Annotated in this window: 13 protein-coding genes; 6 read left to right on the top strand and 7 right to left on the bottom strand. The window is 70.3% G+C overall.

Features of this window, described 5'->3' with window-relative positions; all coding sequences use genetic code 11:
• Positions 1-324: 324 nt before the first annotated feature.
• Positions 325-4,656 carry an FG-GAP-like repeat-containing protein gene (locus OHA98_RS06125; protein WP_266923126.1) on the top strand — a complete coding sequence of 1,444 codons (4,332 nt, stop codon included), beginning with the start codon at positions 325-327 and terminating at the stop codon, positions 4,654-4,656.
• 285 nt (positions 4,657-4,941) lie between these two features.
• A complete protein-coding gene (locus OHA98_RS06120; RefSeq protein WP_266923124.1) occupies positions 4,942-6,411 on the top strand; it encodes a N,N-dimethylformamidase beta subunit family domain-containing protein in 1,470 nt (489 codons plus the stop codon).
• A 27-nt stretch (positions 6,412-6,438) separates the two neighbouring features.
• Here the strand turns inward: OHA98_RS06120 and OHA98_RS06115 are convergent, their stop codons facing one another.
• The 4 genes from OHA98_RS06115 to OHA98_RS06100 are packed head-to-tail and all read right to left on the bottom strand — an operon-like array spanning position 6,439 to position 11,188.
• Positions 6,439-7,491, bottom strand: a complete 1,053-nt coding sequence (locus OHA98_RS06115; RefSeq protein ID WP_266923122.1) for a hypothetical protein — start codon at positions 7,489-7,491, stop codon at positions 6,439-6,441.
• A 10-nt stretch (positions 7,492-7,501) separates the two neighbouring features.
• Positions 7,502-8,428 carry an N-acetylneuraminate synthase family protein gene (locus OHA98_RS06110; RefSeq protein WP_266923120.1) on the bottom strand — a complete coding sequence of 309 codons (927 nt, stop codon included), beginning with the start codon at positions 8,426-8,428 and terminating at the stop codon, positions 7,502-7,504.
• A gap of 13 nt (positions 8,429-8,441) precedes the next feature.
• Positions 8,442-9,785, bottom strand: coding sequence for an acylneuraminate cytidylyltransferase (locus OHA98_RS06105; protein WP_266923118.1), 1,344 nt, complete (start codon positions 9,783-9,785; stop codon positions 8,442-8,444).
• A 20-nt stretch (positions 9,786-9,805) separates the two neighbouring features.
• A complete protein-coding gene (locus OHA98_RS06100) occupies positions 9,806-11,188 on the bottom strand; it encodes a DUF6716 putative glycosyltransferase (protein WP_266923116.1) in 1,383 nt (460 codons plus the stop codon).
• Positions 11,189-11,375: 187 nt separating this feature from the next.
• Here OHA98_RS06100 and OHA98_RS06095 point away from each other — a divergent pair, with 187 nt between their 5' ends.
• On the top strand, positions 11,376-12,359 hold the full coding sequence (locus OHA98_RS06095; RefSeq protein ID WP_266923114.1) for a glycosyltransferase family 2 protein: 984 nt from the start codon (positions 11,376-11,378) through the stop codon (positions 12,357-12,359).
• Positions 12,356-13,732 (top strand): polysialyltransferase family glycosyltransferase, encoded by a 1,377-nt coding sequence (locus OHA98_RS06090; RefSeq protein WP_266923112.1) that lies wholly within the window; start codon positions 12,356-12,358, stop codon positions 13,730-13,732. Before OHA98_RS06095 ends, OHA98_RS06090 begins: the two co-directional genes overlap by 4 nt.
• Positions 13,733-14,054: 322 nt before the next feature.
• Here the strand turns inward: OHA98_RS06090 and OHA98_RS06085 are convergent, their stop codons facing one another.
• Positions 14,055-16,406 carry a glycosyltransferase gene (locus OHA98_RS06085; protein WP_266923110.1) on the bottom strand — a complete coding sequence of 784 codons (2,352 nt, stop codon included), beginning with the start codon at positions 16,404-16,406 and terminating at the stop codon, positions 14,055-14,057.
• Positions 16,403-18,034, bottom strand: coding sequence for a hypothetical protein (locus tag OHA98_RS06080; RefSeq protein WP_266923108.1), 1,632 nt, complete (start codon positions 18,032-18,034; stop codon positions 16,403-16,405). The genes OHA98_RS06085 and OHA98_RS06080 overlap by 4 nt, the downstream gene beginning before the upstream one ends.
• Before the next feature lie 270 nt (positions 18,035-18,304).
• On the opposite strand from OHA98_RS06080, the gene OHA98_RS06075 reads away from it, so the two are divergent.
• Both OHA98_RS06075 and OHA98_RS06070 read left to right on the top strand, forming a co-directional pair.
• Entirely contained in the window at positions 18,305-19,513 is a 1,209-nt protein-coding gene (locus OHA98_RS06075; protein WP_266923107.1) for an acyltransferase, read from the top strand.
• A 17-nt stretch (positions 19,514-19,530) separates the two neighbouring features.
• On the top strand, positions 19,531-19,989 hold the full coding sequence (locus tag OHA98_RS06070; RefSeq protein ID WP_266923105.1) for a MarR family winged helix-turn-helix transcriptional regulator: 459 nt from the start codon (positions 19,531-19,533) through the stop codon (positions 19,987-19,989).
• A gap of 23 nt (positions 19,990-20,012) precedes the next feature.
• Here OHA98_RS06070 and leuE read toward each other — a convergent pair whose 3' ends face one another.
• Positions 20,013-20,678: a leucine efflux protein LeuE gene (gene leuE / locus OHA98_RS06065; protein WP_266923103.1), complete on the bottom strand. Its 666-nt coding sequence runs from the start codon at positions 20,676-20,678 to the stop codon at positions 20,013-20,015.
• Between the last annotated feature and the right edge of the window lie 162 nt (positions 20,679-20,840).

The following is a 20,840-nucleotide window of genomic DNA, read 5'->3' as shown; positions in this document are numbered from 1 at the left end:
TGTCCTTCTGAATCTGCGCATACCCCACCCCTTGCCGCCCCACGAATGACCGTCGGAAGCTAACAGGATCTCCACAGAAAAGTCACTACCCCCTGAAGTGTGCACAGCTTGCCCCTTCTGTACCGAAAACGCATCACTAGTCAGCCAATCCTCTCCACCCCTGCGGCGTCACATTGCCGTCCATTTCGGAATTCACCATTCCCCGCCCCGTACGTCACGACCTAAAGTCGGCGCGGAAATTGTGAACTTCATGAGGGGAATGAAATGAGACACACACCCAGGCAACACAGAAGGAGAAACAAACCGCCATATCGGTCTGTTTCTTTGCTTCTGGCCGCGGCCATCGGCTCAGCCGGAGCGCTCGTTCCGGTCACCGCCACGGCCTCGCCCGGCGTCGCACCGCGCGCCGCCCTCGCCGCTGACGACCCGGTCGACGACGGTTCCGTCAGCGAAGAGGACAGGGCTCTGGAGAAGGCCAAGTCGACCGGCAGCCCAGCCGAGTTGATGTCCGCGCGCACCGAGGTGTCCGATACCTGGGCACAGCCCGACGGCTCGTTCTCCGTCAAGCGATACGGATCACCGATCCGGCTCTTCCGGGACGGGGCCTGGGTGGCGACCGACCCCAGCCTGACGTTCGCCGCCGACGGCACCGTGGTACCGAGAGCGTCGACGGTCAGTGTCGCGTTCTCCGGCGGTGGCACCGGCCCCCTGCTGTCCGGGGTCAAGGACGGCCGTACGCTCACGCTGTCCTGGCCGACCGAACTGCCCACGCCGGTGCTCACCGAGAACGTGGCCACGTACAGCGAGGTGCTGCCCGGGGTCGACCTCCAACTCAAGGCCGAGGTCGAGGGCTTTTCCCAGCTCTTCGTCGTCAAGACCGCCGAAGCGGCCAGAAATCCCGAACTCGCCACTCTTACCTACAAGATGAAGACGGTCGGTCTCACCGTGTCGGCGGACGCGGAGTCCGGCAGCCTCGCCGCCGTGGATCCCGCCGGGCAGACGGTGTTCACCAGCCCGACTCCCCTGATGTGGGACTCCCGTACGGATTCCTCGACGCCGGCAGCCAGGTCCGCCACCGTCGCCGGTGAGGGGTCGGCGGCCGGTGACATATTCGAGCCACCACCGGGCGCGGCCGATGCGCAGATGCCCACCACTGTCAGTGGCGACAGCATCGAGATCAAGCCCGACCAGGCGCTGCTGACGGGTTCCGCCACCACATACCCCGTCTATATCGACCCGTCCTGGGCCTGGGGCAAGAAGGAGAACTGGACCCGGGTCTACAAGAAATACCCCAAATCGTCCTTCTGGAACGCCAACGAAGTTGCCCGGGTCGGCTACGAGAACGAGACGAACGGGCTTTCCCGCTCCTTCTTCCAGGTCGACACCGACAGCATCAAGGGTGCCGAGGTCAAGTCGTCGACCTTCCGGATCAAGAACGTGTGGTCCTGGTCCTGCCAGGACAGGCCCGTCGAGATCTGGCAGACCAAGGCGATCTCGAAGAAGACGACCTGGAACAACCAGCCCGCGAAGGTGGGTACTTCGCCGCTGAAGACGGTGAACGAGTCCAAAGGCTGGAGCAAGGACTGCGCGGCGGGCAACCTTGAGTTCGATGTGACCGCCAAGGCGCGCGAAGCCGCGGCGGGCAAGTGGTCGAGTCTCACTCTCGGCCTCTACGCGGAGAACGAGAGCGACACGTTCGGCTGGAAGAAGTTCGACGCCAAGACCGCTGTCCTGGAGACCGAGTACAACAATCCGCCCAACGCTCCCTCCGGTCTCGGTACGAATCCGAAGACGTCCTGCTCCGCGGGCGGACTGATCGGCAACACCCAGGTGAGCCTGTTCGCCACGATCGACGATCCCGACGCCGGAAACCTGAGTGCGCAGTTCCAGGTCTTCAGGAGCGGCAGCAGCACGCCGGTCATCGACCGGTCGATCGGTGCTCTGAAGGGGCGAGTGGCGACTCTGCCGACCACCGACGCGCTGATACCCACCGGGGACTACACCTGGAAGGTCCGCGCCGAGGACGCCCAGAAGGCCACCTCGGGCTGGAGCCCCACATGCAAGTTCTCGGTGGACCGTACGCGTCCGGGCACACCGCCGACGATCTCGTCCCTGGACGGCAAGTTCCCGTCGGGTGAGAACGGGTGGCCGAGTACGACCGGCAAGGCCCGTGAGGAAGGAAAATTCGGCTTCGCACCCAATGGTGTGACGGACGTGGACCACTACGTCTGGTGGTCCAGTTCCGCTCCGGAGCTCAACGACGTGCTGCCCGGGGTCCCGGTCACCGTACGCGCACCCGGATACGGCGCCCACTTCATCTACGCGTACAGCGTCGACAAGGCGGGCAACCAGTCCGACACCGCGACATACATCTTCTACGCGACCCGTTCGGCAGCCCGTGACGCTCCCGGCGACCTCAACGGCGACGGCAGCAAGGACATCTGGAGCGTCGACTCCAACGGCACTCTGCTCACCTACTCGGGCCGGCAGAACGGCGAATTCTCCTCGGCGACCAACGGCGGGCAGGCCTTCGACGACGCGTCGATCACCTATCGCACGGACTGGGGTCAGGACGGATACACCGACCTGGTCACTCTTGAGTACGACCCGGCCCTCAAGAGGAAGGTCCTCTGGACGTACACGAACAACGGTCTCGGCATCGCGACCACCAACTACAAGGAGGGCAAGCAGCCTCTCACCGTCAAATGCCCCGTCGTCGACGAGGACTCCGGCTGCTTCGGCGAGCCCGGCTGGACCGGTAACGACCACTGGAGCGATGCAGGCCAGGTCATCGCACCCGGTGACATCAACGCGGACGGCAGACCCGATCTGCTGGTGCAGCAGGGCAAGCTCCTGTGGGCCTACTTCGGCGGCTACACCAAACGGCTCAGCCCTCCTGTGCTGGTGGGAGGCGACGACTGGGACAAGTTCACCGTCCTGGCGCCGGGCGACCTGAACAACGACGGGCTTGCCGACCTGTGGCTCCGGAACAAGGCCACGGGAGACATCCTGCGGACCTACGGCAGCGAGGGACCCAACGGGATTCTCGACCCGACCGCCTGGGGAGGCACTACGGCTCGGGTGAAGATCGCCGGCGGATTCCCCGCGAGTACCTACCCGACTCTCGGCACGGTCGGTGACCTCACCGGGGACGGCATGGCCGATCTCTGGGCCCGCAAGTCCGACAACACCATGACCGGCTGGCCCGGGAAGGTGACCGGATCCGAGTTCTCCTTCGGAGCCGCGTTCCCGATCGACGGCGCCGTCGGCGGCATCCGCATCCCGGCCGGCACCACGCTCACGGGCGGGCAGTCCTACATCTCGCGGTCGGCCGAACTAACCATGAAGGACGACGGCGACCTGGAGATCACCTCCAACGCCGGCAAACGTCTGTGGTCGACGAAGACCGCCGGCAACGTCGGCGCGATGGCGGTCATGCAGACCAAGGGCAACCTGGTGGTCTACAAGGCGGACGGCACCACCGTCCTGTGGGACTCGAAGACCAGTGGTGCGGAAGGGTATGCGGTCCTGCAGGACCGCGGAAACCTCGTCATCCACAACGCCAAGGGCCAGTCGCTCTGGAGCAGCGGCACCGCCCTCAGGCACGACTACAACAGCGACGGCCGCAGTGACATGGCCGACTGGTACGACCACACCGACAAGTCGGACACCATCCACAGTTTCCCGACCAACTCCGACGGTACGTTCAGGAACCCGCTCACCGGGTGGAACGTGCCCGCGGATTCGTGGGCGGTCAGTCGGATGAAGCGCACCACCGGTGACTACAACGGCGACGGAATCGGCGATGTCGCCGCTGTCTACGGCTACGACGACGGCCGGGTCGCCCTGTGGACCTGGCTCGGCAACACGCAGGGGAACTTCGCTGCCCCGTTCGTGTCGTGGCAGGTTCCGGCCGGCAACTGGAGCTTCAAGCGCATGACCCTGAGCAGCGGCGACTTCAACAGTGACGGCCGTGACGACGTCTCCGTCTGGTACGACTACGCGGACGGCCGCGACGCCCTGTGGACCTTCACCGCGGATGTCCGGGGTGGTTTCAACGCCCCGTTCAGCTCGTGGTCGAGCCCTTCCGGCAACTGGACGTCCTCCCGTGACAAGCAGGTGACGGGGGACTTCAACGGGGATGGTCGAGATGATCTGGCCGTCTTCCACGGATACTCCGACGGAAGCAACAAGATCTTCACCTTCCTCGCGGCACCGACCGGTGGGTTCACCTATCCCGTCGGCTCATGGACCAGCACGTCGTGGGGCGACTGGAACCGGACAACGGTCCATGCCGGGGACTTCGACGGTGACGGGCGCGACGACATCGCGGCCTGGTACGACTACGCCGACGGTCACGACAGCATCTACACCTTCCCCAGCAGTGCGACAGGCACTTTCGGTTCTGTGGCCGAAGCGTGGACGACGCCCGCCGGGGCGATGTGGCGCGACCACATGTCGATCGTCATCGGCGACTACAACGGCGACGGCATGGACGATTTCGGTGCCCTGTACGGGTACGACGACGGCACGATCAGGGCGTGGACCTGGTCGGCGCAGGCGAACCGTACGTTTGCCAAGCCGGTGAGCAGCTGGGAGGCGCTGACCGGTTACAGCTTCGCGCGCTCCTATGCCGTGGAGCGGTACGGCAGCTGATGCGAAGGGCAGGGGCTGTGGGCGGCTCGTTCCACGATGCCGGTCACTGCCCCTGCCCAACTGACCCCGCAGTGTGTGCGATTACACACTGTCCATCTCTGCGTTTCCGGTCCTTCACATCCATACAATCAGCGATTGTTGACAGGCGTCGCACAGGAAGCGGGTGCTCTCCGGTCACGCAGATGACGACGCGTGAGGCGAGAGGCCTGGCGTCCGGGCCTCGGAGTGTGCGCTGTGTCGAAAGTGTCCCGTCGTGCTGCCCTTGGAGCCCTCGGAGTCGGGGCCGTGGCCGTGGCCGGATATCAGCTGCGGGGCGAGGCCGAGTCCCTGCCACAGCGGCCCAGGGCGAGCACGGGGAACAACCCCGTGGTGAGCGAGAACCGCGCGGTCGGCTCGGACGAGTGGGCGGTCGGGCACGGGGGTACCCGGGGCGCCGACGACAAGGCCATCCAGATACAGGGCTACGCGTCGAAGACCTCGGTGAGCCGTGGTGAATCGATCGGCTTCCATATCTCGGCCCACCGTGCTCAGGAATGCACGATTGCGGTCTACCGCGTCGGACACTACGACGGTTCAGGTGCCCGGCATCTGATGACCAGCGAGCCGGTCCGTGCGAAGCCCCGGAAGAGACCGGAGCCGGATGCCGGGACCGGGATGATCGCCTGCGACTGGCCGGTGACCTGGACCCTGGAGATACCCGAGGACTGGCTGTCGGGGATATTCATGGCGGTCTTCACCTCGGAAGACGGATTCCGCAGCTTCACGCCGTTCGTCGTCCGGGACACCGACCGCCGGTCCGACCTCCTGATGGTCCTCCCCTTCACCACGTACCAGGCGTACAACCTCTGGCCGTTCGACGGCCGCACCGGGAAGAACCTGTACAAGGGCTACACCGCCGAGGGAAAGATCGGCGGGAACGACGAGCGCGCCGTCCGGGTCTCCTTCGACCGGCCCTATGTCGAGACCGGTGCACCCCGGTGGTTCAACATGGACACCAGTGCCGCGCGCTGGGCGGAGGCGGCCGGGTACGACATCACCTATGCCAGCAGCGTGGATCTGCACGAGGGACGCATCGATCCGGCGAAGTACACCGCGGTCGTCTTCTCGGGGCACGACGAGTACTGGTCCAAGGAGATGCGCGACTGCGCCGAGGAGGCGGTCGACGCCGGAACCCATCTCGCGTTCCTCGCCTCGAACAACATCTACTTCCACATCCGGCTCGAATCCGCGGCCGACGGCCGGGACGGCCGGGTGGTGACCTGCTACAAGGAAGCCTCCGACCCCGAGCCCGGCACCGCGGGGCCCACCGTGCGCTGGCGCAAGCTCGGCAAGAAGCATCGGAAGGCCGAGCAGGGTCTGCTGGGCGTGCAGTACAACGGCATTCTGAAGGAACCCGCACCCCTCGTGGTGCGCGAGAGCGGTCACTGGTTCTGGTCGGGCACCGGGCTGCGGGACGGTGACAAGCTCCCGGACCTCATCGGTGTCGAGGCGGACGGCTTCGACCCGTCGATGCCCCGGCCCGCGGACAGCGAGCAGACTCTGCTCGCCGCGTCCCCCTACGTGGACAGCTGGGGGCGCGGGCGCAGCATGCAGAACACCAGCCTGTGCGAAAACAAGCAGGGCACGTTCGTCTTCGTCGCCGGTACCTTCCACTGGCCGCTCGCCCTGCACGATCCGGCCTACATCAACCCTCAGGTCCAGCGGGCCACCCGTAATCTGCTGACCCGGATGCTGGAGCCCCGCCGCGAGAAGTGACGCGGCGCACGGCTCGACGTCCCGCCCTCACCCCTCCGCCGTCACCGCCGTGGCCCGCCACGGGGCGAGGCGCTGTACGTCGCGGGCGGTTTCCGTGACGCCGCTCAGGAAGCCCTGGGCGCGTGGGGAGGCCGTGTCGCGGAGCCATTCCGGGGCGATGTCGCAGACCGCGACCCTGACGCCCGTGCCGGCCAGGGCCAGGGGGAGGGTGTGGACGACGGTGGAGGGGAAGCTCAGGACCGTGCGGCCGATGGGGCCCCGGCGGGCGATGAGTTCCAGGGGGAGGTCCGGGCGGACGATCTCCAGGCCGGTGGCTGCCTCCAGCGCGTGGAGCTTTTCGGCGGACTCGCGGCGGTGCGCGAAGTAGCGGGTCGCGCCGTGGGTGCGGGCCAGCGCGGCGACGGCTTCCTGGTACGGGACCGGGTCCACGACGCCGGTTTCCACCAGGGAGGTGCCGACCAGGTCCGCGCCCTTGCTGATGCGGGGCGGGCCGAAGCGGGTGCGGGTCCAGGAGAAGTCGTTGGCCGTGACCGTGATGCCGGGCGGAGCCTGGACCGGCATGGCGGTGAACACCTCGACCGTGCGGTTCGCCGTCGGGGTGAAGCGGCGGCGGGCGGTCGCGGTGACCGGGGCCAGGACCAGTTCGCGCGGGCCCTTGCTGCCCCGGCGGTGCCAGCGCACCAGGCGCTCACCGCGGGCCAGTTGGGCGACGAACTCCATGGTGGCCGTGCCGTCGTCGACCACCGTGAGGCGCGGGGCACGGACCAGGGTGAGCAGGAGTTGTACGTACCGGGAGAACGGGTCACCGATCACGATGTGGTCCGCCCGCCTGACCAGCCCGGTCAGGGCGCGCAGGGCCTTGAGAGGCGCGCCGGACTCGCCGCGCGCCTCCTGCCAGCGGACGGTGACGCCCTCGTCGCGGGCCAGCTCCGCCATCCTGCGCAGCTGGCCGCGCGACATCGGGTCGACCGGGGGGAGGACGACGACCGTGGTGGCGGCCGGGTCCCCTCCCCCCATGGCGTGGGTCCACTCCAGGACGTTCAGGAGCTGGACCGGGCTCTCGACGAAGGCGAGGTTCACCGGTCGGCGCTCAGACCGCGACCGGCTCGGGGGCCGCGTCGCTCTCGGCGACGACGCCCGCGACGCGGCGGAGCTTCTTCATCGGGCCGAGCTCCGACTCGTACACCTTCTTGACGCCGTCGCCGAGGGAGGCCTCGATGGTGCGGATGTCGCGGACCAGGCGGGTCAGGCCCTGCGGCTCGACGGAGGCGGCCTGGTCGGAGCCCCACATGGCGCGGTCCAGGGTGATGTGGCGCTCGACGAACGTGGCGCCGAGCGCGACGGCGGCCAGCGTGGTCTGCAGGCCGGTCTCGTGGCCGCTGTAGCCGATCGGGACGTTGGGGTACTCCTGCTGGAGGGTGTTGATGACCCGCAGGTTCAGCTCCTCGGCCTTCGCCGGGTACGTCGACGTGGCGTGGCAGAGCAGGATGTTGTCCGAGCCGAGGACCTCCACCGCGTGGCGGATCTGGCGCGGGGTCGACATGCCGGTGGAGAGGATGACGGTGCGGCCGGTGGCGCGCAGCGCGCGCAGCAGTTCGTCGTCGGTGAGGGAGGCCGAGGCCACCTTGTGCGCGGGGACGTCGAACTTCTCCAGGAACGCGACGGCCTCGGTGTCCCACGGGGAGGCGAACCAGTCGATGCCGCGCTTGGCGCAGTGCTCGGCGATGGTGCGGTACTCGTCCTCGCCGAACTCGACGCGGTGGCGGTAGTCGATGTACGTCATCCGGCCCCAGGGGGTGTCGCGCTCGATGTCCCACTGGTCGCGCGGGGTGCAGATCTCCGGGGTGCGCTTCTGGAACTTGACGGCGTCGCAGCCGGCTTCGGCGGCCACGTCGATCAGCGCGAGGGCGTTGTCGAGGTCGCCGTTGTGGTTGATGCCGATCTCGCCGGTGATGTAGACGGGGCGGCCGGTGCCGGCGGTGCGGGTGCCGAAGGTGCGCAGGCGGGAGGCGTTCATGGTGGTGCGTTCCTTACTTGGTGGGGACGGTGGGGACGGCCGGGGCCGTGGTGGTGAGGGTGGAAGCTGTGGTGGTGAGGGTGGGAGCCGTGGTGGTGAGGGTGGGGCCCAGCAGCCAGGCCGCGATCTCGCGGATGGCGCCGAACCCGCCCGGGGTGGTCGTGACGGCGCGCGCCGCGGCGCGTACCGAGTCATGGGCGCTGGCGACAGCGACGGGCCAGCCCGCGAGGTCGAAGCAGGGCAGGTCGTTGACGTCGTTGCCGACGTAGAGGACGCGTTCGGGGGAGATGGACTGTTCGTCGCACCACTGCTTGAGCGCCTCGTCCTTGCGGTCGATGCCGTGCAGGACGGGGACCTTGAGCTTGCGGGCGCGGGCGGCGACGACCGGGTTCCGCTCCGTGGAGAGGATCAGCAGCGGGAGGCCCGCCCTGCGCATCGCGGCGATGCCCAGGCCGTCGCCCCGGTGTACGGAGACGGTCTCGCGGCCCTCGGAGTCGATCATGACCCGGTCGTCGGTCTGGGTGCCGTCGAAGTCCAGGACGACGGCGTCGATGTCCGCGCGGGTGGGCAGCGGGGCCGGGTCCAGGAGCGGGGCGAGCGCGCGAGCGCGTTCGAGGTCGTGCGGGTCGTCGATCTCCAGCACCCGGGCCGGGTCCGTGCGGACCAGCGCGGTGTGGCCGAAGAAGCGGTGGCGGTGGGCACGGAAGCCCGCCACGTCCATGGCGTAGGCGGCGCCGGTCTCCAGCAGGTCCTGGGGGCGGGCCTGGCGCATGGGGCGCACGGCCTTGTCGTGGTTGACGCCGTAACTGCCCTCCTCCACCGCGGCGCCGTCGCGCCACACGAAGCCGTGGAACGGGGCGACGGTGACCGCCGTGTCGGCGCCCTCCCGCGCGACGGCGACGGCGACGCCGTCGATGTCCTCGCGGGTGACGAACGGGCTGGTGCACTGGACCAGCAGCACCACGTCCACGCTCCGGCCGTGCATGGCCTCGTACGCGTCGAGGGCGTGCAGGACGGCCGCCTCGCTGGTGGAGGTGTCCCCGGCGATGGCTTCGGGACGCCGGACGCAGTGCAGCCGCTGGGCGGCGCCGTACGTCTCGGCCGCCGTCCGGGCCGCCTCGGCGATGGCCGCGTCGTCGGTCGTGACGACGACGTCGGTGACCTCGGGAGCGCCGAGGCAGGCGCGGACCGCGCGGGCTACCAGCGGCACGCCGCCGACCTGGGCGAGGTTCTTGGCGGGGACCCCCTTGGAACCGCCGCGGGCGGGGATCACCGCGAGCACGGTGGGCTTCGAGGGGTTCCGGGCCGGTGTCCGCGCGGGGTCCGGCGTCGTCGGGGAGTTCTGTGGCGGCGTCATGGATGCTCCTGAAGTGGTGGTCACAGCTCGCCCATCCGGCGGATCACGGGGGCCACCCGCTGGACGCCCTGGCGGTAGGCGCCGCGTGCCGCGTTGCGTACGGTCTCGCGCACCGCGCCCCGTACCCGGCCGGTCTCCTGGGGGGCCGCCGCGCCGGGCAGCGGGTGACCGTCGGGGGCCAGGTGGTGGCGGGCGAGGATGCCGGGCAGATAGCCGGGGGCGGTGGCGGGCGTGTAGTAGGGGGACAGGGCCGGGAGCCGGTCGCCGCGTTCCAGCAGCGCGCCGACCCTGGCGCGGGCCCGGTCGTAGGCACCCTCGTACGTGCCGTCGGCGGCGACTCCCTGGCCGGCCAGCCACTCCTCGTCGGGCCGCGGGCGGAAGCCGCCGTCGAGACGGTCCCAGGAGGTGAGCAGCCCGGAGCCGACGAAGTGGTGGTTGCCGAGGGTCTCGCGGACACCGAGGTCGGTGAGGACGGCGGTCGGGATGCGCCGGTGCAGGGACTCCAGCGCGGCCGTCGAGGAGACCGTGACCAGCAGGTCGGTGCGGTCCAGGACCTCGCCCATGTGCCCGTACACCAGGCGGAGGTTGGGCGGCAGGCCGCCGGGCAGCCTCTCCGCGAGGCGCTGGTAGGGCAGCTCCTCGATGTGCGTGGTGTGCTCGCCCGGCTTGGAGCGCAGCTTCAGCAGCACCTCGCGGCGCGGGTGCAGCCGGGCGTGCTCGACGAGCCTGCGCAGCAGGTACGTGCGGTCGGCACGGGAGGCCGGTACGGAGGGCTGGGCGGCGAACACGACGGTGTCGCGGCCCTCCTGGGGCCGGTGCGGCTCGCCGCCGAGGAAGGGCAGCGCCGCCTCCGTGACGGCCGAGGCATCGGCGCCCACTCCCTCGTACACCGCGCGGAACCGCTCCGCGTCGTGGCGGGAGTTGGCGAGGACGACATCGGCGCCGTGCCGCAGCAGGAGCCCGTCGGCCAGCTTCTCGTAGACGACGCCCACATAGCCGGTGACGATCACGGGTCTGCGGGGCAGAGCGAGGGCGGCGAGGCCGTGCAGCATGGCCTGGACCCCGCCGCCGACGAGGGAGAGCACGACGAGGTCGTACGCCTCCTCGCGCACCGTGTGCAGGAACTCGACGGCGGTCACCTCGCGCACCCGGCCGGCGTCGATGCCGACCTCGCCGACCTCGGCGAGCTGCCGGGGTGTGGGGGTGGCCCGGCCGCGCAGCAGCAGTCCGCTCAGCTGTACGGGGCGTGCGGGAGTGCCGGCCGCGGCGGTCAGACGGCGCGCGGTGAGCGCGCCCCATTTCCACCGGGTGTCGGAGTCGGCGAGGACGGCCACCCGCAGCGCCGCGGTGTCCGCGGCGGCGGTTTCGGCCGGATCAGCCGTATTACTGGTACGTGGGGGCACGACGTAGAAGTTAGGAAAGCAGGTGAATGGGCGGCCCAACGGAGCGGCAACAAATGGTTAACAGCCCGCCGACGCTTGGCGAATCGGCCCCGGATTCGTCCTGGTTCATCATTCCAACATTCGCCGTTCACCGACCATCCCCCCTGGGGACAAGGCAAATGCCGGGCACCGCCCTAGCGTGATGCGGGTGGTTAAGCTCTCCGTCATCGTGCCGTTCTACAACGTGCAGACATACGCGCCCGACACGCTCAGAAGCCTACGGGCCAACGCCCGTGAGGACTTCGAGTTCATCCTTGTCGACGACTGTTCGACCGACGGGACGGCGGACATCCTGCGCCGGGCCCAGGACGACATCCCGGGGGTGGTCCTGCTCAGACACGAGCGGAACGGAGGGCTGGCCACCGCCCGCAATACGGGCCTGGACGCGGCGCGCGGCCAGTACCTCGCCTTCCTGGACGGCGACGACTGGCTGGCGCCCGGCCACTACGCCGAACTCCTGGCCCGTACCGAGGCGTTGGGCTGTGACTTCGTGCGCACCGACCATGTCCAGGTGGAGGGCACCAGCCGTACGGTGCACCGCGTCCCGCACGGCGGGCGCGAGCGGGTGATGGACCCGCGCGAGGCGATCCTGCCCGCCGACCGGTCGACGTCGGTGGACTATCCGTACGCCTGGGCGGGCCTCTACCACCGCCGGCTGCTGGACCGCGGGCTGCTGCATTTCACCGACGGGCTGCGCACGGCCGAGGACCGGCCGTGGATCTGGCGGCTGCACCGCAGCGCGGATTCCTTCGCGGTACTCGGAATGCTGGGTATTTTCTACCGGCGCGGAGTGGCTTCCTCACTGACACAGATCGGTGATGTGCGTCAGCTCGATTTCATTCGCTCCTTCGACCAGGTCGTCCGGGAAACCGCGGAGGACCGCGACGCGGAAGTGCTGCTGCCGAAGGCGGTACGCACGTACTGCGCGATCATTTCCCATCACATGAGCTCGATCGAGAGGTTCGAACCGCCCGTGGCCCGCACCCTGAAATCGCTCAGTGCGGCGGCACTCAAGCGCATGCCCCAGCCGGTGCTGGACGACGCGCTCGACTCCATGGACGTCCAGCGCGCGACCCTTCTGCGCCGGCTGCGCCGGCGGCCCGTCGCCGCGAAGGAGGCGACGGCAGCATGAGCCTGTCCCCGTCGCGCCGCCGCACCACCCAGATCTTCGCCGCCTCCACCCTCTACGGCGCGGCCACGCTCGCCGCCGCCCTGGACACCGACTGCTTCGCTCCGGCCGACCGCCGCATCCTGCTCGTCTGCAACAACGCCGCGATCCCGGAGACCACCCCGTCCCTCGACGCGATGCCGGGCTTCGAGCGGCTGCGCGGCCGTTTCGACGACGTGGTGTCCTGGAACGGGACCATCGCGCCCTTCCACCCGAGCGGCTGGGCGCCGCGCCCCGACGACGTACCCCTGTGGGAGCGGTATCTGCGGCTCGCCTGGGGGCTCGGCGACGACGAGGTCGAGCTGGCCGTCGAGTCGATCCAGGTCAACCCGGCCATGGCGATCACCCAGATCTTCTCCGGCGCGCCGGTCGATGTGTACGCCGACGGGCTGATGAGCTACGGGCCGACCCGCAACAAGATCGACCCACTGGTCGGGACGCGGGTGGGGCGGCTGCTGCATCTGGACCTGGTGCCGGGTCTGAAGCCGCTGCTGCTCACCGAGTTCGGCGTGGTGCCGCAGATCGTGCGGACCGAGGCGTTCCGCGAGGTGCTGGCCGAACTGGCCGGTGTGCCGGCCGGCCTGCCGTCGGTGGAGTCGCCCGCGCTGCTGCTGGGCCAGTACCTCTCCGCGCTGGGGCTCATCTCCGCCGCCGAGGAGGAGAACCTGCACCTGCGGATGATGCGGGGCGCGGTGGCACTCGGCCACACCCGTCTGGTGTTCAAGCCGCATCCGACGGCTCCGGCCCAGTGGTCGAGGGCGATGGAGGCGGAGGCGGAGCGGCTCGGTGCCGAACTGACCGTGCTGGACGCCGGGATCCTCACCGCGCCGGTCCTCGCGGAGGTCCTCTACGAGCGGATGCGGCCCGCGCTGGTCGTCGGCTGTTTCTCGACGGCGCTGCTCACCGCGTCCGCGTTCTACGGGCTGCCGGTCGCCCGGGTCGGCACGGAGCTGCTGCTGGACCGGCTCGCTCCGTACGAGAACAGCAACCGGGTGCCGGTCACCCTGGTGGACGCCCTGCTGCCGGAGCTGGGGGACCGGGCGGCGGTGCTGGCGCAGCGGCCTTCGGACGGTGCCGAGCAGGAGGTGTCCGCGCTGGTGCGGGCGGTCGGGTTCGCCATGCAGCCCCGGATATACCCGCAGCTGCGGCCGGAGGCGGAGCGGTATCTCGCGGACCGGCTGACGCCGGTGACCTGGCGGTACTTCAAGCGGCGCCGGCTCACCGCGCTGGCGCTGCCGGGGGCGGTGCCGTCCCAGTTCGCGTTCCTGCCGCGCAACGCGACGGTACGCAGGGTGGCGAAGCGGGCGCGGTCGCTGCGGCGCGCGGTGCGCGGGTAGCCGTCGCGGGTGTCGGCGTCGGCCATGGCGACGGCGACGGCCGACGGCCGACGGGGCGGGTCCGGTGGTCCGGGCCCGCCCCGCGGCCGTTCGTGCGCCGGCTCCCGCCGGCCGCCCGGCCTCCCGTCGCCCCCCGCCTAGGGCGTGTGTCGAAAGTAGCGCCGTCCGCCCGAAGGGCGGGGCTCACGGCGTCCGGTGCGTGCGATCGCAAGGCGGAGGAGTGTCCTCGTACTGGACGTACGAGAACACTCCGACAACGCGGACAACGCGGCGAGCGTGCGTGCCGGACGTCGCGAGCCAGGCGGGACTTTCGACACACGCCCTAGCGCCCCAGGATCACGCGCAGGTCCGCCGCGTTCGCCTCGGTGACCTTCCACAGCTCCCGCTGCCGGCCGTGCACATCGGCCACCGCCGCCGCGTGGTCGGCCAGCAGCCCGGCCGCCCGTTCGGTGAGGCGGGCGCCCAGGTGCCGGTCGTGGACGGAGATGCCCCACTCGGGCCGCTCGATGTCGGCCAGGAAGTACGCCATCTTGGGGTGCGAGATCAGGCTGATGACCGGCGTCCCGCAGCCGAACGGGATCATGCCCGCGTGTCCGCGCATGCCGATGACCAGCTTCGTACGCGCGTAGGTGTCCCGGATCGCGTCGTTGTCGAAGTCGTACATCGGGATGACCGGCAGCGAGATGCCGTACTCGCGCCGCAGGTCGAACGCGATCCGCTCGTCGTCCAGCGAGTGCGCGACGCACTTCACCCCGGCCAGCTCCCCCAGGGCGGTGACGGCGGTGGCCATCTCGCCGAGGAAGTGCCCGTAGTCGTGGCCGAAGCGGAGTCCCGCCCGGTCGTACGCGGCGTTGACCAGGATGGTGTCCTCGCGGGTGGCCGGGTCCTGCCAGCCGTCGACCAGCTGCCGGGTGACCGTGGTCGGGCAGGGCTGGAAGCGCACCTTGTGGTGCAGCTCGGGCGGCAGCAGGTCGCGGACCTTCTCGATCGATCCGTGGTTGCGCAGCCCGAAGAACGCGGAGCGCTCCACGAGGGTGCGCAGGCTGGACAGGAAACGGTCGCGGCCGTGCCCGTACGCCTGGCCGTCGAAGGCGTTGAAGCCGACCGCGTACACCATGACGGGGACGTCGATCCGCTCCAGCAGCCCGTCCGGCACGTTCCACTGCCAGCCGCTGTTGCCGTTCGGCGCGGTGTCCGGGATGAAGAGCCCGCCGCCGCCGATGACCAGGCCGCGGCGGTCGTTGACCCGTTCCAGGGCCGCCTCGTCGAAGAGGCGGTGGGCGTGGACGGAGTGCCAGCGTCCGGGTCCGGTGTCCTGGCCGAAGGCCAGCCGTACGCTCTCGGGCAGCAGCTTGTCGCCCGCGTTGCCCTGGCGCTCCATGTAGAAGGCGACATGGGCGAGCTGGCCGGAGGCGGGGCCCTCGGCGGGCGGGACGAGGCCGGTGGTGCGCAGGTGCGTCAGCCGGTTCGCCCGGTGCGTCGGGTCGACACCGAGCCCCTGGCGGGCGTAGTCCGCGGCCCCCTCGTCGTCGCCGTGGATCCAGGCGATCTGGGCGAGCCGGCCGAAGGCGGTCGCGGCCCGGTTCGGCGCGGCGGTGGCCAGCAGCAGCTGGGCGCGGGCCTCCTCGTACCGGGAGACGCTCATCAGGGCGTGCCCCAGCACCTCGTGCGGCCAGGCCTCGTCGACCGGGATACGGACCCGGCCCAGCAGGTCGGCGGCCTCCTGGTACTCCCCCGCGCCGATATGGGCGGCGGCGACCCTGCGGGCGCTCTCCACATCGCCGGTGCGCAGGACGTGCGGGGTGCCGTAGTGGACCAGCAGGTCGTGGTGCTTGGGCGTGCCGGCGGCGAGGTACGCCGCGTGGAAGTCGGCGTCGGACAGCTCGTACGCGTGCCAGCGCGCCTCGGCCTCGCCGTACCCCGCCTCGCCGCCCTGCCAGGGCTTGTGCCGCCCCGTGAAGTGCAGGATCGCGGTGCCCTCGGGGACCGGGAGGTCGCCCGAGAGCCGCCGCTTGACGAAGTTGTAGCGGGCGTCGAGACGGAGGAAGTCCCCGTCCAGCACGGCGTTCAGGATGCCCTGGTCGTGCTTGTCCAACTCATACGTACCGGCCCGGCCGACCTCGTCCAGCTCGGCACAGAACTCGTCGCTCAGATACTCGCGCTGGATGACCAGCAGCCCGCTGTTGAGCTTGTGCTGCCCGTAGAAGAACTGCGGGACGGCGGCGAGGCCGTCGCGCAGCCGGAGCAGCTCGCCCAGGTCGTCGAGGACCACCATGTCGGTGTCCAGCGTGATCACGGTGTCGTAGTCACGCACCCGGAACACATCGAGGATGAAGTACGCCTTGCGCACCAGGTAGTTGTCCTGGTCGCCCTTGGCGTACGTGTCGTAGTGGTCGGCGTCCACACGCCGGAAGTCGACGCGCGGGTGCAGGGCGCGGATCTTCGCGACCGAGGCGGGGCGCAGTCCGTCGTGCAGGACGAGGAAGTCCTCGCAGACCTGCGGGTTGGAAAGGGCGAGGCTGCGGAGCAGGGTCAGGAAGCCGGGCAGGTAGTTCTCGTCGACGAAGCTCGCGAAGGCGACGCGGCGCTTGCCGGTGAGCGCGTTCGCGGAGGTTCCGCCGAGCGCGTTCGCGGGGGTCCCGGGGAGCACGTTCGCGGGGGTGGGAGCCGTCATCGCAGTCGTATCCTCGTATCGGTGACGCTCTGGGCGCGTTCCATGACCCACGCCTTTTCGCTGGTGTACTCGTGCACGGCGGTGATGGGCATCTTCATCGCCCCGGGCAGCCGGTAGGCGCCGCTCTCGTAGAAGTCGAAGCCGATCAGGTCCAGTCGCGGGCTGACGTCCAGGAAGTCGAGCAGCCACAGCATGTTGAACCCGGTGGTGGGTATCGCCGGCCAGTCCTCCGTGCCGACCCGCCCGATGTCACGCATCGGCCAGCGCAGCGTCTCGTCGCCCAGGCAGGTCTGCGCGCCGGGCACCAGCCGGTTGCGCAGCGAGTGCTTCCAGTCGCCGGAGACGCCGCCGAAGATCAGCCGGGTGTCCACCCGCTGGTCCCAGTTGAACCCGTGCTTGTGGATGCTGGCGTGGATGTCGGTGCGCCGGCCGGTCGCCACGGGGTCGATCCGGTACGAGTTGAAGCGGACGACCAGGTCGTAGGCGTCGATCTCGGCGCCGAGCGAACTGGCGCCTAACCGCTGGGAGTTGGCGATCAGACAGACCGACTTGCCCGCGATGCGGTTGCGGAACTCGCCGAGGGTGAGCCACTGGACGCCACCGAAGGAGGGGTCGTCGAGCGGGCCGCGTATCCGGATCCTGCGCTGCTCGGCGTACAGGGCGGTGAGAGCGGTGAGTTCGGCGGGACCGGCGGGGTCAGCAGGTCCGATGGGGTCGGCGAGTCCAGTGGGGTCGACGGGACCGGTGCGCCGTGCGGCGCCGGGGCTGCCGGCCCCCGCGTACGTACCGCCACCGCTGCCGGGCATCCCGGCGGCCTCGCGCGCCAGGCCGAGGTACTGGGACACCGTCTCCTGCACCTCGGTGACGGGCGTGCCGTCACGGCTCTGGGCCAGCAGCGCGCCGATCAGCCGGGCCCTGGCACCGGGCCGGTCGCCGCGCGCCTGCCGCTCCAGGCCCGCGGCCCAGGACTCGGTGACGGGCCGCTCGGCGAACTCCCGTGCCTCGGGGCAGCCTTCGGCCAGCCGGTACAGCAGTTCGGCCTGGAGCCGGGCGCCCTCCCGCAGTCCGGCGACCTTGGCCGCCACACCGAACCCGTCGTCCTCGGTGAGGGCGAGGTAGCGCTCGTACGCGGCGACGGCGGCGCTCTCCGCGCCCATCGACTCCAGGATGCGGGCCCGCAGCCGCCAGCCGCCCCGGGAGCGCCTGCGCTGGGTGAGCAGGGTGTCCGCGACGAGGAGGGCGAGCTTGGTCTCGTCCTCGTACTCGCAGTCCAGCGCCTTGTTCCCGACGGCGAGCAGCGGGTCGATCAGATGGTCGCCGAGGACGGCGCCGGCGCCCGCCGGCTCCTTGCCGGGCCGCCGGAGCAGTGCCAGCGCGGCCGCCGGAGCGGAGGGGGCCGAGGCGGCGTGGGCGGCGTGGGCGGCGAGCAGTTGACGCAGCGCTTCCGCGAGTGCCGTACGGCGCCGGTCCAGACCCGCGACCAGCTTGCCGCTGTGCGCGGCACAGGCGCGCAGGCAGGTCTCCAGGTCGGTGGGGGTGACGTCGGCTGCCGCTGACGTATCGCCCTCGGGTCGGGCCGGGACCTCCGCGTGACGTTGCCGTGGCCAGCGGGTGCGGGCTTTCGTCATGGCGCTCCAAGCGTCTGTGCCTGTGGAGGGGAAAGGGGGCGTGGGTTGCGTACGGCGGTCGCGGACGTCCGTGCCTCCCGTCCCGTCTCCGGCGGGACGGGAGGGGCGGGAGTCCGCGGAGCGGATCTCGGTTTCGCGTCACCGTAGGAAACCTGGACGGCCCTTGGATGAACTCGCTCTGTCGACCCGGGAAACTGCGTGCCTCCCGGGCGTTTTGGCCCCTCTCCGCGCCCTACGCTGACGCGGCGCACCGGCTGAAATGGAGTGGCCTTGACCATCACACCGCAGGACGCGGGCACGGCGGCCCGCGCCGCCACGCTCCCCCTCTCCGCCCCCCGGAGCACCCCCCGGGCCACCCCGGAGAAATCGTCCGGAGCCCGGCCGCGGGACCCGTCGCCCGCGCGGCCGAAGGTCCGGATGCGCGCCCTGGACGGGCTGCGGCTGCTGGCCGCGCTGATGGTCGCGGGCTACCACTACGGCGGCCGGGGCGGCGACATCACCGAGGCGTGGGGCAGTTCCGCGGCGGTGCAGTTCCCGACCGCCCACAGCTGGTTCGCCTATGGCTGTCTCGGGGTGCAGATCTTCTTCGTGATCAGCGGTTTCGTGATCTGCATGAGCGGCTGGGGCCGTTCACTGAACGCGTTCTTCGCCTCGCGGGTCTCCCGGCTGATGCCCGCGTACTGGGTGGCCGTCGCCCTGGTGACCCTCGTCTTCGCGCTGCCCTGGGTGGCGTACGAGGCGGTGTCGCCCAGTGACGCGCTCGTCAACATGACACTGCTCCAGCAGCCGTTGGGCGTGGACCGGGTGCTGGGGGTGTGCTGGACGCTCTGGGCGGAGGTGCGGTTCTACGCCCTGTTCGCGCTGTGCGTCGTGCTGCCCGGGGCGAACCGGCGGCGGGTGGTGCTGTTCTGCGCCGTGTGGACGCTGGCGGCGGCACTGGCGAAGGCCTCGGGCGAGCCGTTCCTCGATGTGCTCCTGATGCCGGAGTACGCCCCGTACTTCATCGGCGGCATCGGTCTGTATCTCGTGCACCGGGACCGTCGGGACGCGTTGGCCTGGGGCATCGTCGGGGTGAGCTGGCTGCTGGGCCAGCACTACGCGGTGGCGGACCTGTGGCACCCGGCCGGCCCGGACGCCTTCTCCTACCGTTCGTCCACGGTGATCGTCCTGGTCGTGACGGCGGGCTTCGCCGCGGTCGCGGCCATCGCGCTGGGGGCCCTGAACCGGATCGACTGGCAGTGGCTGACGGTCGCCGGGGCGCTGACGTACCCCTTCTATCTGGTGCACGAGCACCTCGGCTGGGTGGTCGTGGGGGCCCTGCACCGGGGCCTGGGCGTACCGGCCTGGGGGACGTTCGCGCTGACGGTGGCGGCGATGCTGGCGCTGGCCTGGCTGCTGCACCGGTTCGTGGAGCGGCGGTTCACCCCGCTGCTGCGGGGCGCCCTCTCCCGGACGTCCCTTGACCTCAAGCGTGGTTGAGTTCCTACCGTCGGGCCATGGACTACTCACACGATGACGCGGGTCTTGCCCGTCAGCCGATCGGGTACTGGGCCTGGGCCGCGCACAAGGCGGCCGTGACACACATCCGGGCCGCGCTCGCGGAGCACGGTCTGACCCAGCCCCGGTGGTGGGTCCTCAACCAGCTCGGCGACGCGGACGGGGAGGGCCGGGTCCGCGAGGAGCTGGTGACGATGCTGAAGGGCTACCTGGACGTCGGGGACAGCATGGAGCCCGAGGTCGACGCCCTGATCGGGCAGGGTCTGGTCACCCAGGCACCGGACACCCGGCTGCGGCTGACCGCCGAGGGGCACGCGCTGCGCGAAAGGGCGCTCGGCGGCGTGACGCGGGCCAGTGCGGACATCCACGACGGCATCCCGCCCGAGGAGTTCGTGGCCGCGCTCAAGGTCCTCCAGCGGATGATCCACAACGTCGGCGGCCAGGCCTGGCACCACTGAACCCGGCCGACGGCCGCGGCCGGTCAGATACTGCTGATCGAGAGCTTCGCCGCGAATCCGAGGAACAGCACGCCCGCCGCCGAAGTGGCCCCCGCCGAGAGCCGCTTGCGGCGGCGGAACGCGGAGGCCAGCCGGGTGCCCCCGAATATGAGCATCGAGAGGTACAGGAAGCTGGCGAACTGGAGCAGCGTGCCCAGCAGGAGGAAGGACAGGGCCGGGTAGGCGTAGCCGGGCTCGACGAACTGCACGAAGAAGGAGATCACGAACAGGATCGCCTTCGGGTTGAACAGGCTGACCACCAGCGCCCGCCGGTAGGGCCGCTCCATCTCGGCCGCCGCCTGCGGCGCCCCGGCCTCGTCCGTCAGCTCGGCCACCCGCCGGTGCCGCTCGCGCCACAGCGACACGGCCGCCCGCAGCATCCCGATGGCCAGCCAGGTCAGATAGCCCGCTCCCGCGTACTTGACGAGGGTGAACAGCAGCGGAGTCGTCTGGAGCAGGGAGGCGGCGCCCAGCGCGGAGAGCGTCATCAGGACCGTGTCCCCGGTCCAGACACCGGCGGCGGCCACATAGCCGGTCCGTACACCGCGCCGGGCGGCGACGGAGAGCACGTACAGCGAATTCGGCCCCGGCAGAAGGACGATCAGCACCAGGCCGGCGAGATAGGTCGGAAGATCGGTGACACCCAGCATGGACGGAGTGTCGCACGGCGGCACGACACTCCGTCCAGGCGTTTCACTGCGGGAGACGCCGGCATGCGCCGGGAGGCATCAGGAGACCCCGGGAAGGCACCGGGAAGGCACCGGGAGGCGCCAGCAGACGCCAGGAAACACCGGGAGGCACCAGCAGACGCC

Source organism: Streptomyces sp. NBC_00654 (genome assembly GCF_026341775.1).
Classification (GTDB): domain Bacteria; phylum Actinomycetota; class Actinomycetes; order Streptomycetales; family Streptomycetaceae; genus Streptomyces.
Note: the sequence above shows the minus strand (reverse complement) of the source record. Positions and strands in the feature narration are given on the sequence as shown.

Bases quoted from the DNA above. Each gene is read 5' to 3' on its own strand.
- OHA98_RS06110 (WP_266923120.1), bottom strand. From the start codon at position 8,428: ATGAACGCCTCCCGCCTGCGCACCTTCGGCACCCGCACCGCCGGCACC.
- OHA98_RS06105 (WP_266923118.1), bottom strand. From the start codon at position 9,785: ATGACGCCGCCACAGAACTCCCCGACGACGCCGGACCCCGCGCGGACA.
- OHA98_RS06090 (WP_266923112.1), top strand. From the start codon at position 12,356: ATGAGCCTGTCCCCGTCGCGCCGCCGCACCACCCAGATCTTCGCCGCC.
- OHA98_RS06085 (WP_266923110.1), bottom strand. From the start codon at position 16,406: ATGACGGCTCCCACCCCCGCGAACGTGCTCCCCGGGACCCCCGCGAAC.
- OHA98_RS06080 (WP_266923108.1), bottom strand. From the start codon at position 18,034: ATGACGAAAGCCCGCACCCGCTGGCCACGGCAACGTCACGCGGAGGTC.
- OHA98_RS06070 (WP_266923105.1), top strand. From the start codon at position 19,531: ATGGACTACTCACACGATGACGCGGGTCTTGCCCGTCAGCCGATCGGG.
- leuE (WP_266923103.1), bottom strand. From the start codon at position 20,678: ATGCTGGGTGTCACCGATCTTCCGACCTATCTCGCCGGCCTGGTGCTG.